Source organism: Caballeronia sp. SEWSISQ10-4 2 (assembly GCF_030464885.1).
In the GTDB taxonomy this organism is placed as follows: Bacteria; Pseudomonadota; Gammaproteobacteria; order Burkholderiales; family Burkholderiaceae; genus Caballeronia.
In genome coordinates, this window is sequence record NZ_JALPRJ010000138.1 from 1 (window position 1) to 13676 (window position 13676).

The following is a 13676-nucleotide window of genomic DNA, read 5'->3' on the forward strand; positions in this document are numbered from 1 at the left end:
TTCGATACTTCGCGTCGAGCGACGCAGGAGTTGTGCGCCGGTTTCGCGTTCCAGCCCATAAGATTGGCGAGCGGAAATTCCTTGTCTTGGTGACCGGCGCTCTCTGCCTATGGGCACTTCCGATGATGCACTTGATTGGCACTGGCAACATCGTCGATATTGCAATCGGCATCTTGGTAGCCATCGCTCTCATTGGCAGCTACTACTCTGTCTTGCCATCTTTCCTGCCGCGAGCGTTCCCAGTGGAGATGCGTTATACGGGTATCTCTCTGAGTTTCCAGATTTGTGGCGCAATTTTCGGAGGTACGACGCCGTTGATTGGGGTTTCGTTGGCGAAGACGTTTGGTGGCGATTGGTTGCCATTGGGGATCTTGTTCTTGTTGATTTCCGGAGCAACGTTCTTGGCAAGCGTCTTCATTCCGATGGAAGAGCCCGAGAAGCGTGGTGAGGACACGATCGAAACCGAGCGCATGAACGCCCCCCCATCGGCGATCCCTTCGACAAACCGAATCCCTTGAGCCCTGTTCGCCCAGGCGGGGCGACGACCTGCGTGCTGGCATTCAGTCGGACGGCCTTAGCACGCCGCTCCTGGCCGGCACCAGCAATGCTCGAGGATCATTGAACTTGCAGGGCTGTGAAACGGGGCTTGGTCGGTCGGCCACCCACGTCTCAACGTGAACGAGGCCAGCGGCAGCACGAAACTGGAGCGTGTCGCAGTTGCGTTCGACGAGTCCCGACCCTAAGGGCCAGGAGTTGGTTATCTAGTCAACAGACGGTTGCGCCTATCGCGATCTCTGTTGCGCAACGTCGAGATTGACCACGCCGTGTCGCGTGCTAGATGATTTAGAGGACTTCCGCTATTCTGTCAGTTGTTTAATAGCCACGCCGTATTGATCATGGATCTCGACAAAATCGACGCTCGCATTCTTGACCTTGTGCAACGTAACAATCGCCTGACCAGCGACGAGCTCGGAGAGAAGGTCGGATTGTCCGCAACTGGAGTCCAGCGTCGACTGAAACGGTTGCGATCAGAGGGCGTGATTGAAGCAGACATTTCAATCGTTTCACCCAAGGCGATTGGCCGGAACGTGACCATGTTGGTCCTAGTTACCTTGGAGCGGGAGCGGGCGGACATCGTTGACCGCTTCAAGCAGGCGATCTGCAATACTACCGAGGTAATGAGCGGCTTCTACGTTACTGGTGATGCAGACTTTGTTCTACTGGTTACTGCAAACAATATGGAAGACTACGAGCAATTCACCAGGCGTTTCTTCTACGAGAATACGGATATTAAGTCTTTCAAAACGATGGTTGTTATGGATCGTGTTAAAGCTGGCTTTACTCTGCCGATGCCTTTAGGCGCATCAATTTAGATTGGTTCGGAAAGGAAGGCACCGACAAAGTCATGTCTATTTTCCCGTGACTGCTGGGATGGTGTTGTGAACTGGCTTCGACGATCTACGAATATTCTCTCGATGATTGGGCAATTTTGATGGCTCCGTATGCTCCCGATTTCGGTTTCTTGTCCAACCGGTCGAGAGCGTGAAATGGCGCGCGAGCGGATACGGACGTCTCGCGAAGTAAAAAGAGCTCCTAAACATCGCTCGACGTAAAGGAGCTAACTCTCGGACTTAAGAGTGGTCAGAGAAACTTAGGAGTGCGTCGGCTATCTGGCCAGTTCGTTCTCAATCTGTGAGATCGCCTGACGAGCAATGCCAACGATATCGTCGATCTCCGCCTTGGTAATCGTGAGCGGAGGAGCGAAACCCAGGATGTCGCCGTGCGGCATCGCGCGAGCGATCAGCCCGCGGTCTCGAGCGGCTTTCGACACTCGTGCCCCGACCTTCAATTGCGCGTCAAAGCGTTGCTTGGTCGCCGGGTCAGCAACGAATTCAACCGCTGCCATGAGGCCAACACCACGAACCTCACCAACGATCGGCGAATCGCTGAACGCATCCTCTAGTGCCGTCTGGAAATATTCACCGACGTTTGCGGCATTTCCGGGGAGGTCCTCACGATCGACGATGTCGAGGACTGCATTCGCAGCTGCAACACCAATCGGATGGCCAGAGTACGTGTAGCCATGCGAGAAGGCACCGACCTTCTGCGCACCTGCGTCGAGCACCTCATAGACCTTTTCGCCCACGATACATGCCGACAGTGGCGCGTACGCCGACGTGAGCCCCTTCGCGACAGTGATGAGGTCCGGCTCGATCCCGTACTTTTGCGAACCAAACATCGCGCCGGTACGACCGAAGCCTGTGATCACTTCGTCTGCAATCAGCAGGACATCGTATTTAGCCAGAACCGGTTGGATCGCTGCCCAGTAGCCTTCCGGTGGGGGCGTGATGCCGCCCGTGCCGAGGACAGGTTCAGCGATGAACGCACCGACAGTTTCCGGGCCTTCACGAAGAATGAGTTCCTCCAGCTCGCGAGCACGACGTGCCGAGAACTCCAGCTCCGTCTCACCCGGATTTGCACCCCAATAATAGTGGGGTACGCCCGTATGCAAAATGCCCGAGACCGGCAGGTCCATGTAGTCGTGATAGAAGCTCATGCCCGTCATCGAGCCGGACACAACTGAGCACCCGTGGTATCCACGTTCACGCGCGATGATCTTCTTCTTCTTCGGCAGCCCGCGAAGATTGTTGTAGTACCAGACGAGCTTCGCCTGCGTTTCGTTGGCGTCGGAGCCGGAAAGGCCGTAGAACACCTTGCTCATCTTGCCCGGCGCCATCTTGACGAGGCGGTCAGACAGTTTGGCAAGCTCCTCCGTCGTGTGTGCGGCGTACGTGTGGTAATAGGCGAGCTTGTAGGCTTGCCGCGCAATCGCCTCGGCGACTTCGTCGCGGCCGTAGCCAATGTTGACGCAGTAGAGGCCGGCGAACCCGTCAATGTACTCGCGGCCTTCGGCGTCGCGAATGCGAATGCCCTTGCCACCTTCAACGATCGTGGGATCTCCGGCCTTCCCGGCAGCAAAATCGTGAAGCTGCGTGAACGGGTGGAGGACCGAATTGCGATCCATTTCCGAAATCTTTTTGATATCCATGTCTATCTCCTTAATCCTTCAAATTGCCGAAGCAGGTGTACTTCTGCTCCATGTAATCGCCCATGCCGTAGCGCGATCCTTCCCGCCCAAGGCCCGACTGCTTCCATCCCCCGAACGGAATCGATGCACCCGTGAACTTCGGTGTATTGACGGCCACCATCCCGTACTCCAGCCGATCGGACATGCGCATCGCACGATTCAGGTTGCTCGTGTAGACATACGCAGCGAGACCGTATTCGGAATCGTTTGCGCGTTGCAGTACTTCAGCTTCGGTATCAAACGGCAGGATTGCGGCGACCGGACCGAACGTCTCCTCCTTCGCAATATCCATGTCATCTGCGACGTCAGCCAGAACTGTCGGAGGAACGAACTGGTGCCCAAGCGGAGAGATACCTCCACCTGCAACGACACGGGCTCCTGCGCTTACTGCCTGCCCAATCTGGTCGCGACATTTCGCAGACACAGACGGACGAGTCATCGGGCCGATGTCGGAGCTGGGATCCAGACCATGTCCCACCTTCAGCTCTTTGACAGCGGTCGAAAACTTCTCCACAAACTGCTCGTAGATGGATCGTTGGACGTAGATTCTGTTTGCAGCAAGACAATCCTGGCCGGACGTCGCAAACTTTGCGTCAATACAGCCCTCGATCGCGAGCTCGAGAGACGCGTCATCAAATACGATGAAAGGTGCGTGACCGCCCAGTTCCATCGAGACCTTCTTGACCGTCTCTGCCGACTGGCGCAACAGAATTCGGCCCACCGTGGTCGAACCGGTGAAGCTGAAGGAGCGGACCTCTGTAGCTTCGAGAAGACGTTTGGACATCTCGGCCGCGTCGCCGTTGATGACCTGAAACACACCCGCCGGCATACCTGCTTCGTCAGCCAGTTTTGCGATGGCCAGCGCGCATAGCGGCGTTTCCGGCGCGGGCTTGATGATCATCGGGCAACCCGCTGCGAGCGCAGCACCGGCCTTGCGCGTAATCATCGCGATCGGAAAATTCCAGGGCGTAACCGCCGCCGTGACTCCGATTGGGTGCCAGGTGACTGTCAGCCGGCTACCCGCAAGGTGGCTCGGAATAGTCTCACCATAGGCACGTTCACCTTCGGCTGCAAACCAGTCGAGAAAATTCGCGGCGTACTCGATCTCCCCGCGCGATTCCTTGATAGGTTTGCCTTGCTCCGACGTCATGATTACGGAGAGGTCTTGGGAGTTGCTCCGCAGCAATGCAGCCCACCTTCGAAGGATCGCGCCACGCGCGGTCGGAACAAGTTCGCGCCAGCCTTCAAACGCAGCTCGCGCGGCATCGACCGCGGCATCAATGGCATGCGCGGAAAGCATGTCCACCTGGGCAATCACCTTGCTGGTTGCGGGATCGATGACACTGATCTTCTCCTCGCCGGCTTTCCACGAACCGTTCACGTAGGACCGGTGTTCCAACAGGTCCGCGCGACTCAGCGAAGCCAGTGCGTTTCTTGCTAACTCTTTCACGACGTGTCCTTATAAGCTCGTCAAACGACGTATACATGGTAGCGTCGGTGCCTCGCTGAAAAAGCGCACTTGAATTGATTGTGACGTCGAATTCCGGCGATGTTCCTCTCGCTACGCAGCTTTTCAACGCCACGTGGCATTGAGGGCGTATTCACCGAGGCGACTCGCCGCTACACGCTCGACCGCACGAACCACGGCTCTTGGCCCGGTGCACAACATCTGCGGGTAGTCAAACGACCGACGATTCCCGGCCAGTTGAAGGTCCGCACAAATTGTGCGCGAAGAAAGAAAAAACGCAGATTCTCTGCGTAATGCAGCGACCAAACGCCGTATTGCGCTTTTATTGCCGGCGGAAACTCTCTTCATTCCAAATGAACTCGAGGAGAGGGGGCATGAAACCTGGCCCAGGTCGCGAAGCGGTTCAGATCGGACATCCCGCTGCCGACAGTGCTTCGCAACGCAACGTGCCCGTAATCCCGAAAGATTCACGACGGCGCTTTTGGAATCTGGCAGACCTACAAGATGCATCCTGGAAATTCAGAGAACACGAATGAGCGCAGCACCTCTACTCACTGTCAAGCAACTGACGCCCGAGTCTTTTTCTCCGTTTGGCTGGGTGTTGGGTAAAGCAATGGCGATTGCCGGCGACAAGCCGTTCTTCAAAGGTGCCACGCTGTCGATGTGGCGGGAGCACCTGTTCGATACGGGGGCTCCGAACGAGACCGAAATTGTGTGGGGCAACTTCAGCGACGACGACTCGATTGTGCGCACCCTCGAGACACGCTTGTTGACTCAGCAAGCGGTTGTGCCACTGACCGGGCCGTTGATCCAGATTGTTGCTGCCAGCAATGAATCTGGTGGCCCTGACATTGACTCAATCAGAGCCTTTGAAATTCCAATAGGCATGGGGACATGCGTGCGCCCGGGATGTTGGCACGCAATCCGTGTGTCGAAAGGCGAGGTTATGGCACTTCTGCTATCTCGGCAATCGACAACTTACGATTTGATTGTCCACCTTCACACGGGATGTCCAACAGCAGAGAGTTCAAGGAATTCAATCGTGCCGCGTCGGGTAGTCTTGAAGGAGGTCGAGTCAAACGAAATTGTCGATACCGCATAAATCTTTTCGTCAATACCGAAAAGCGCAGTGATTTGCTGAATCTCTATTTCGATCGTGGTTGCGTGCCGATTGAAGGCATTCAATTCGAACGGCGTAGTTGTGCCTTTTCGCTTTACACACGCTTATAACGCTACATTTTGAGTTATCTCACGTTCAATGACAGGTGGTGATCATGCGCAAAATTGAATCCCTTTCGTATATTGCGGCGCTCTCGTCGCTTTCATGTGCTTTCGCGGCCGTCTACTCGGCACCGGCGGTCGCAGATGAGACAGTGGTGATCGGCCATGTTGCTCCGCTCACTGGCTCTGTCGCACAGTTGGGTAAAGACAACGAGAATGGTGCAAGGCTCGCGGTCGAGGAGATCAATGCAAAAGGCCTCGTGATTGGTGGTCAGAAGGTCGTCCTGCAATTGGACGGCGAAGACGACGGCGCAGACCCCAGGACGGCTACCCAGGTGGCTCAGAAGCTCGTTGACGAGAAAGTGGTGGCGGTCGTTGGTCACATGGAGTCAGGCACTTCGATTCCGGCATCAAAAATTTATAGCGACGCGGGAATTACGATGATCACACCATCGGCGACCAACCCGACTCTCACGCGACAGGGTTTCAAAAACGTCTTCCGCCTGGTTGCCACTGACGCGCAACAAGGTCCTGCGCTGGCAAACTATGCAAGCGAGAAGCTGAAGATCAAAACCGTTGCGATCGTTGACGATGCGACGGCATATGGCCAGGGCTTGGCGGATGAGTTCGCAAAGGCGGCAAAAAACCTGGGTATCCAAGTCCTGTCTCGAGACACCACGAACGATAAGGCTGTCGATTTTCACGCCATTTTGACGAAAATCAAGAGTGAAAAACCTGACGCAATCATGTATGGCGGTCTGGATGCAACCGGGGGGCCCTTCACCAAACAGTCTGCACAACTCGGCTTGCAGGCGAAGATTCTTTCTGGTGATGGCGTATGCTCTGACAGATTGGAGGCGCTGGCGGGAAGCGCGGTTGATCGCGTAGTGTGCTCTCAGCCCGGGGCATCCCCGGAGAAGATGCCGGGAGGCGCCGCGTTCAAGGCCAAATATCAAAAGCGTTTTGGGCATGCGATGGAAATCTATGCACCGTTCACTTACGACGCTGTGTATATCGTGGTGGATGCGATGCGTCGTATGAATTCAACAGATCCAGCAAAGATTCTGGCTGCGACGCCGGCCACCGACTATCGCGGCGTTACTGGTGAAACCAAATTTGATGAGAAAGGGGATCTTCGGAACGGTGTGATCTCGATCTTTGACTATCAAAACGGGAAGAAGACGTTCGTCGACCAAGTGACGATGTAAGCGGTTCCGTCTGGGAGCAACTGGTCGAGTCGAGTTCCCGGATGTTTGTTTCCCAAGTTTGAGACGTAGAGTAAAGAGAGGACTTTCGTACATTCGATTTTTCAAAATTGGAGTATTGAAGAAGCGAAAATTCATTTTATGAGGTGTTGTCAATGAGCGAAATCTCAAGTGACGCCGGATTTCCAAAGCTTCGAAAGTTTTTCGATCGCGCGGAATATTTGGTTCGCTTAGAAAAAGTACGTACCGAGATGGTCGCGAGAGGCATGGATTTACTGATCGTGTCGGACCCCGCCAATATCGGTTGGATGTCGGGGTACGATGGCTATTCGTTTTACAACCATCAATGTGTGGTTGTTTCGATGGATAACGAACCCGTCTGGTTCGGACGCGGCATCGATCTCAACGGTGCCAAAGCGACCACTTACATGACCGATTCCGCATTGTTCGCGTACCCGGAGGAGTATGTCCAGCGTGACTTGCATCCGATGGAGTACCTTGCTCGCGAAGTGATTGCGGGTCGTCACTGGGAAGGTTTGGCTGTCGGGGTGGAAATGGATAGCTTCTACTTTTCTGCGGCGTCGCTTACGACACTGCAGAAGCATTTGCCGAAGAACTCATGGGTGGATGCGACAGGGCTCGTTAACCGTCAACGCGCCGTGAAGTCGGAGACCGAACTGGACTATATGCGGATCGGGGGGCGCATCCTGGAGAAGATGTACGCTCGAATCCTCGATTTGATCGAGCCGGGTATGCGGAAGAACGATCTGGTTGCTGAAATTTTCGCAACCGCGATCCGGGGTGTGGATGATTTCGGTGGGGATTATCCGTCGATTGTGCCGCTGGTTCCGACCGGAATTGAGGCTGCTACTCCTCATTTGACGTGGGACGATTCGAAGTTCCAGCGCGGTGCGGGTACCTTCTTCGAAATTGCAGGGGTTTATAGAAGATACCACTGCCCGTTGTCGAGAACGGTATATATCGGTCAGCCTCCGCAGAAATTCCTGGACGCCGAAAAAGCGGTTATTGAAGGAATTGAGGCTGGGCTTGAAGCTGCCAAGCCGGGAAACACGTGCGAGGATATTGCAACGGCCTTCTTTTCTGTCATGAATCGGCACGGCATTGAGAAAGGCGGTCGCGTGGGATATCCGATCGGAATGAGCTATCCGCCAGACTGGGGCGAGCGTACTACGAGCCTGCGCGTCGGGGATAAAACAGTGCTGGAGCCAGGCATGACTTTTCACTTCATGCCTGGCCTGTGGTTCGAGGACTGGGGACTGGAGATTACCGAGAGTATCGTTATTACACCGACAGGTTCATCATGTCTGTGCGATGTTCCGCGGAAGCTCTTTGTCAAAAACTGACTTGTTCTAAGTTGACGCGTGTGTCGGGAGAAGTGGATGAGGGCATTGCTACTCAACTTCTCCGGAGCGCTGTGAGTTCATTGTCGTGCGAAACGGTGACGACCGGGGCGCCGGTGATGTCGAATCTTCATCTTTTCATCGGAACGTCGGACGACAATCCGAGTGGCGCGCGCCGACAGCGGATGCTTCGTGTCTTGCGCGAAGCCGAAGGTCATGAGGTGCCTCTGAAGATCCAGGCAAGTGTCGCAGCATCACGGAACTGGCGTTCTACGAGTGACGCTGTAAGCCCGATGCGCGCACTTTTGCAAAGCACTCAATTTACTGACTAAGGTGTTCTGATCTACCGCGAGGCGCCACACGAACTTTTATCAAGGAGTGACCCGATGCGGGCTTCACCAATAACCCCCACTGTCGATTTCGATGCCGATGGCGAGCAACATGGGTTCTTGAAACTGCCGTACTCACGGGACGATTCTGCGTGGGGCGCGGTCATGATTCCGGTTGCGGTCGTGAAACGTGGTGAGGGGCCAACCGTCTTGCTTACGGGCGGCAACCACGGGGACGAATACGAAGGGCCCGTTGCGTTGTCGAAGCTTGCAGGCGAGCTTCGCGCACATGACGTGCGTGGACGGGTCATTATCATTCCGTTCATGAACTATCCGGCGTTCCAGACCGGTACACGCACTTCGCCGATTGACGCGGGCAACCTGAACCGCAGTTTCCCTGGCAGGCCCGACGGCACGGTGACGGAGAAAATCGCTGACTACTTCCAGCGGTACCTGCTCCCGCTTGCGGATTACGTGCTCGACATTCACGCTGGCGGTCGCACGCTCGATTTCGTGCCATTTGCCGCGATTCACGTGCTCGACGACAAGGCTCAGCAGGCACGCTGCGAGGCCGCGATGCGAGCATTCGGCGCCCCGTACTCGTTGCGGCTTCTCGAACTCGACAGCTTCGGGATGTTTGACACGGCAGTCGAGGAGGCTGGCAAGGTGTTCGTATCGACGGAACTCGGCGGGGGCGGTGCGTCAACGGCGAAAAGCGTCGCTATTGCTGATCGAGGCGTGCGTGGCTTCTTGCGGTACGCCGGCATCCTGGAGGGTGATGGGCAACCGGGTACGGAGCGGCGCACGACGACACTCCTCGATATGCCGGACGGATCCTGCTACACCACCAGCGAACACAGCGGATTGCTGGAGATGTGCCGCGACCTGGGCGAAACGGTTACGTGCGGTGATGTCCTGGCACGCATCTACTACACGAGTCGCACCGGCGTGCCGGCGGTCGAATACAGAGCACGGCGAGACGGGATTGTCGTTGCCCGACACTTTCCTGGTTTGGTGAAGGTCGGCGACACGATCGCGGTTGTTGCAATAGTCGTCGAGCGCGATGTGGTAGTGGCCGGCTGAGTTGTTCTCGGAGGCGCGCGATTGGTGCTATCCCGGCTATGGGCTCGCGTGGGCCCATTCACTCAGCGAAGCTTTCCGGTTGATCGACGACGAGAGTCCCGGTAAGCGTGTCTGCACACGCTCAGAGGGATGTTCCGGATTCAGCTCCTGGACTGTGCTCCATTTCATCCTCCTGCAGAGGGGGTTGTTTATGAGGCTTGCGGCGCAGTCCGTGGCGATGGGGGCTGCGGAGCATTGGGGTTCATTTCCTTCGCGATGGCGTAGGCGCGTTTCGTCGCCGGACGCACGGCGATCGTGTCCAGCCAGCGTTCGACGTAGGGAAACTGGTCGATGTCCTGGTTCAGGATGTTGTAGGCAGCGGCCCAGGGATACGCTGCGACATCAGCGATTGAATAGTCGTCGCCCGCGAGGAACGGTCGGTCAGCGAGACGTCTGTTGAGCACGCCGTATAGGCGGGTGGTCTCAGCCGTATAGCGCTCAATCGCGTAAGGAATCTGCTCGGGCAATCTGAACAAAGCCGGCAGCGGACAGCTACGGGAGGAAAACGAGCACGGGGATCAGTGCGGGCTTCGCGAGGCGAACGAAAGGATAGTGACGAAAACGGATCCACAATACGAGACGGCTATGCACGCACCCGGGGGCGAGCCGTGCAAGTTGCAAGCCTTGTGTTCCGCTCGTGGTCAGCGAAACCACAGTCTTTTTGTAGTCCGGTTCCAACCCATAGAGCGAAGCGGCGAGGTGGGTCGCAACCGCACGCCGGATGAGCGGGACAGGGGGCTGAGTCCGACCCAGAGCCGGATCCATTCGCCAGCGGAAGAGTCCACTGGTGACGCCGCTCATAGGCCGTACATAGAGCCAGCGCAAAATGCATGCCGGCGGAGCCATACAGAAGGACCGTGCCGCGCGCGGCAAGATCCAGCGACCAGATGCCGAGCGCGTGATTTTCCAGATGGAGGGAAAGATAGGTCAGCAGCACTATACTCGACGCCGGTTGCAAGTGACGCAGAATTGATTGCGCTTCGGTTCCCCTTGATCTCACTGTTGCATTTGAAACGACGAACCTTTATTCCCGCCATTCGAGCGTCCGTCCAACAGAAAGCCGCATCCGAACCGGTTCGTCTCTGATCAAGAAAACTCGCAAAAACTTGGGCAAGTTGTCCCGGCGCGCTCGAAATCGCGGCATGCCGCCACGTTCGAGGCTCGGGAATAAAGCGGACTCTGGTGTGGTTAGCTCAGTGTACGCAGCACGATCGACAGGTCGCAGGGTTCCGCGACCGACAGCTGATCGTCGTGAGCTGCGGCAGAAATGGAAGGAGGCGAACATGAACATCGCCGAGAGGTCCCTGCGGTTCTTGGTAGAAAAATGGCTTGCGCCGACTCCGACGACGCGGCTCCGCGTAATTCAATTCGGCCGTACCGGTTGCGAGAGGAGACGCTTTGTGCGCGTTGAGGCCTTAGCCCCAAGCGGTTCGCATGCGATTTCTTCTTTCGGCACGATGACGGCTGCTGGTGTGTATTTCCGCCTGCGATTGCACGGCCGGCATTGACGGGTCGTCGGCTTGCAGCGCAGAGGAGCGCCATACGGGTAAAAGGAGCATCAAATAAAAACGGAAACCACCGCTTTCCTGAGCAACCAGGAAATCTCTGACCGTGCCGCCATGCACCCGTTGCAGCAGGGCAGAGCCGGTCTTTTACAACGTGGGGGCTGTGCCTACCGCGGTTATGCCGGCGTGTGTCCAGTGGGTAACCTGATCCAGCCGTGCGATTACAGCACGACGATCGAAGGGGTACCTGTTCGTTTTCTCGCAAAGGCATCAAATGAAATCCCCGCATACCTGGAGGGCGGGGTCGGCGCGCCGAAAAAGGCCCTGCTGCGCGCGCACGTCAATGTGTATGGCCCGGCGACGATCGCTTTGCCGAGCTGCCTTCAGCACGCCCACGACGTATTCGGAATGTGGGATTGGCAAGAACGTCTTACCTCCATCGCTGGGCAGTTCGGCCCGAATGCCGAGAGCGTGACATCAGCCGTCTGGGGCGCATGGCGTCTGGACGCGAGGAAGGTGCAGCAAGCACCGCCGTGTACTTCCGGTAGCATAATCATCCCTCGGGCAAGATGTCGCGATATTGCTGAGCGAACTCGATGTCTCGCCGATTCTCCCACAACGCTTCGCGTCGACAGCTACGAACGCGAATTCGCCACGATGTTGCTTGGCAACAAGGGGCGGTCCTACTCGACTCGACAGCGGCTCGAGATGAGGTAACGCCGATGGCCCTCACGAATTCGACCTGAATAGCGACATGCACATCGTCACCGGCGGCCGGATACCGCGTGGACAACCCGAACTGTGAGCGGCTGAAATGACCGTCTGCGGAAAAGCTGAGCGTCTCCAACTTCGTTAGCGGGTTCGGCGCGGTGCCGTTGAAGGTTACAAGGGTCACCGGACCCGTGGTGCCATGAATCGTTAGGTCGCCGATCAGCGTGCCCGTGCTTGTGCCATTGCGCGTGAAGTGCCTGCTGGCAAAACGGATCTCCGGATAGCGGGTCGCGTCGAACATGTCGACGCCCTTGACCAGGCGGTCGAGCAGCACGACGTAGGTGTTCACGCTCGCGGCATCGATGCCTGCGTTGACCGTGCTTTCCTCCATGCCACCGGCGTCCCAATCGAGGTCGGCCGTCACCTTGTCGAAGCGCATGACAAAGCGCGAATAATGCAGATGATCGACGTCGAAGCTTACGTTTCAGTGATGCTCGTCGAGCTGATAGTGCCCGGCCGGTGCGCTCGCTTCGTTCGTCGAAACGCGATGCGTCACCACTTGCAGCGGCGTGCAGGCGACAAAAATTGTAGCCGCGAGAAGGGCGACACCAGCAGCCCACGCACGCGCAGCGAAGGATATCTTGATGGGCCATCGTACTTCTCTCAATTACGTTTTGCTAACACGTTTGAATGGCATTGCGCCGAGACACCCTGTTCCTGAAAAGCGTTCTGAGTAAGACTGACGGCCTTAAAGAGGGGCATGGTGCTCTCCCGGCACGCCGTGCACGCCAGGAGTGTACCGTTGATGATTTGCACAGCGACATCGAATTCGCCGGGCTTCGAAGGGCGACTAATATCAGTAAGCGATCCATCAAACCCAGACTGTTCAGGGCGTTATTTCGCTGGCTAAATCCTGGCGATGGAGATTCCACGGCAACAACACTTCGATGACCTCGACGGACTGGGCCGCTGGCAATTCACGCATCACCCGGCGCAGCCAGGTGTAGGGCTCGAGGTCGTTGGCGCGAGCCGTTTCGATGAGCGAGTAGATCACCGCGCTGGCGTGCGCACCGGCAGGTGTCTGCTCCGGCCATCCTGATAGAACTTTCCATAACTACGAGGTGACGATAGGATCTGCCGATGCAGAAATGGCCTGATGTCGCGCTCTTATCCGTGTAACGGAATTATGCAAGGTCCAGAGAGGTTACACGCAGCGCGTTCCGCGTCGACCAGCGTTGTTCGGCACGCGATAAGCAGGCAAACCAGGCAGCCACATGATGGGAAACGGGGGGCGTCGCACGTTGCAAGACCGCCGTCTTGCTGAATTCTCCAACTCGAAACGTACTGCCAAAACCAGCGCCCCAAATCAAAACACGACTTTTTCAACAGAATCGACCCGTTCCGGACAGTCGTGAACGATCGCTATCTGGAAGCCGGACATCGCGGCGACGGGAGCACGGCCGAGAGCCTGGGCACGCTCCTCACCGAGCTTTCCCAAGGTGACTACCTCATGCTTCGTCACAAGAGCCGCAAAACGGCCCGGAGAGGCCCCCTAGATTCCGGAATAGATTTGCCCATAATCATGCATGATCTATTCCTTAGTAAGATAATCCATTCCCCGTAGGAGGATCGGATGGATCGGCTCGAAGGCATCAAGATATTCGTG

Annotated in this window: 7 protein-coding genes and 6 pseudogenes; 8 read left to right on the top strand and 5 right to left on the bottom strand. The window is 56.6% G+C overall.

The annotated features are described in order from the left end of the window. Both M0D69_RS41465 and M0D69_RS41470 read left to right on the top strand, forming a co-directional pair. Nucleotides 1-518: pseudogene (locus tag M0D69_RS41465) on the top strand (hypothetical protein); the annotation flags it as partial. Nucleotides 519-896: 378 nt separating this feature from the next. Next, entirely contained in the window at nucleotides 897-1373 is a 477-nt protein-coding gene (locus tag M0D69_RS41470; RefSeq protein ID WP_172176542.1) for an Lrp/AsnC family transcriptional regulator, read from the top strand. 293 nt (nucleotides 1374-1666) lie between these two features. On the opposite strand, the gene M0D69_RS41475 is transcribed toward M0D69_RS41470, so the two are convergent. Both M0D69_RS41475 and M0D69_RS41480 read right to left on the bottom strand, forming a co-directional pair. Then, nucleotides 1667-3049 carry an aminotransferase gene (locus M0D69_RS41475; RefSeq protein ID WP_301787597.1) on the bottom strand — a complete coding sequence of 461 codons (1383 nt, stop codon included), beginning with the start codon at nucleotides 3047-3049 and terminating at the stop codon, nucleotides 1667-1669. Between the two features lie 10 nt (nucleotides 3050-3059). Further along, complete coding sequence (locus M0D69_RS41480; protein WP_301787598.1) at nucleotides 3060-4538, bottom strand: NAD-dependent succinate-semialdehyde dehydrogenase; 1479 nt, start codon at nucleotides 4536-4538, stop codon at nucleotides 3060-3062. A gap of 550 nt (nucleotides 4539-5088) precedes the next feature. Between M0D69_RS41480 and M0D69_RS41485 the strand changes: the two genes are divergently transcribed. From M0D69_RS41485 to doeB, 4 genes are all read left to right on the top strand, one after another. Next, complete coding sequence (locus tag M0D69_RS41485) at nucleotides 5089-5658, top strand: ureidoglycolate lyase (protein WP_301787599.1); 570 nt, start codon at nucleotides 5089-5091, stop codon at nucleotides 5656-5658. A 169-nt stretch (nucleotides 5659-5827) separates the two neighbouring features. Next, nucleotides 5828-6985, top strand: coding sequence for a branched-chain amino acid ABC transporter substrate-binding protein (locus M0D69_RS41490; RefSeq protein ID WP_301787602.1), 1158 nt, complete (start codon nucleotides 5828-5830; stop codon nucleotides 6983-6985). A 152-nt stretch (nucleotides 6986-7137) separates the two neighbouring features. Continuing rightward, nucleotides 7138-8346 (top strand): ectoine hydrolase DoeA, encoded by a 1209-nt coding sequence (gene doeA, locus M0D69_RS41495; protein WP_301787600.1) that lies wholly within the window; start codon nucleotides 7138-7140, stop codon nucleotides 8344-8346. 383 nt (nucleotides 8347-8729) lie between these two features. Next, on the top strand, nucleotides 8730-9755 hold the full coding sequence (gene doeB / locus M0D69_RS41500) for a N(2)-acetyl-L-2,4-diaminobutanoate deacetylase DoeB (RefSeq protein WP_301787601.1): 1026 nt from the start codon (nucleotides 8730-8732) through the stop codon (nucleotides 9753-9755). A 239-nt stretch (nucleotides 9756-9994) separates the two neighbouring features. Here the strand turns inward: doeB and M0D69_RS41505 are convergent. Next, nucleotides 9995-10258, bottom strand: a pseudogene (locus M0D69_RS41505) (glutathione binding-like protein); the annotation flags it as partial. 819 nt (nucleotides 10259-11077) lie between these two features. On the opposite strand from M0D69_RS41505, the pseudogene M0D69_RS41515 reads away from it, so the two are divergent. Beyond that, nucleotides 11078-11403, top strand: a pseudogene (locus M0D69_RS41515) (hypothetical protein). Nucleotides 11404-11413: 10 nt separating this feature from the next. Further along, nucleotides 11414-11782, top strand: a pseudogene (locus tag M0D69_RS41520) (hypothetical protein); the annotation flags it as partial. Nucleotides 11783-12026: 244 nt separating this feature from the next. Here the strand turns inward: M0D69_RS41520 and M0D69_RS41525 are convergent. Then, nucleotides 12027-12596 (bottom strand): annotated as a pseudogene (locus tag M0D69_RS41525) (YceI family protein); the annotation flags it as partial. A 300-nt stretch (nucleotides 12597-12896) separates the two neighbouring features. Then, a pseudogene (locus tag M0D69_RS41530) lies at nucleotides 12897-13091 on the bottom strand (transposase domain-containing protein); the annotation flags it as partial. Nucleotides 13092-13676 lie beyond the last annotated feature (585 nt).

Coding starts and splice junctions, on each gene's coding strand:
- M0D69_RS41470 (WP_172176542.1), top strand. CDS start 897: ATGGATCTCGACAAAATCGACGCTCGCATTCTTGACCTTGTGCAACGT.
- M0D69_RS41475 (WP_301787597.1), bottom strand. CDS start 3,049: ATGGATATCAAAAAGATTTCGGAAATGGATCGCAATTCGGTCCTCCAC.
- M0D69_RS41485 (WP_301787599.1), top strand. CDS start 5,089: ATGAGCGCAGCACCTCTACTCACTGTCAAGCAACTGACGCCCGAGTCT.
- doeA (WP_301787600.1), top strand. CDS start 7,138: ATGAGCGAAATCTCAAGTGACGCCGGATTTCCAAAGCTTCGAAAGTTT.
- doeB (WP_301787601.1), top strand. CDS start 8,730: ATGCGGGCTTCACCAATAACCCCCACTGTCGATTTCGATGCCGATGGC.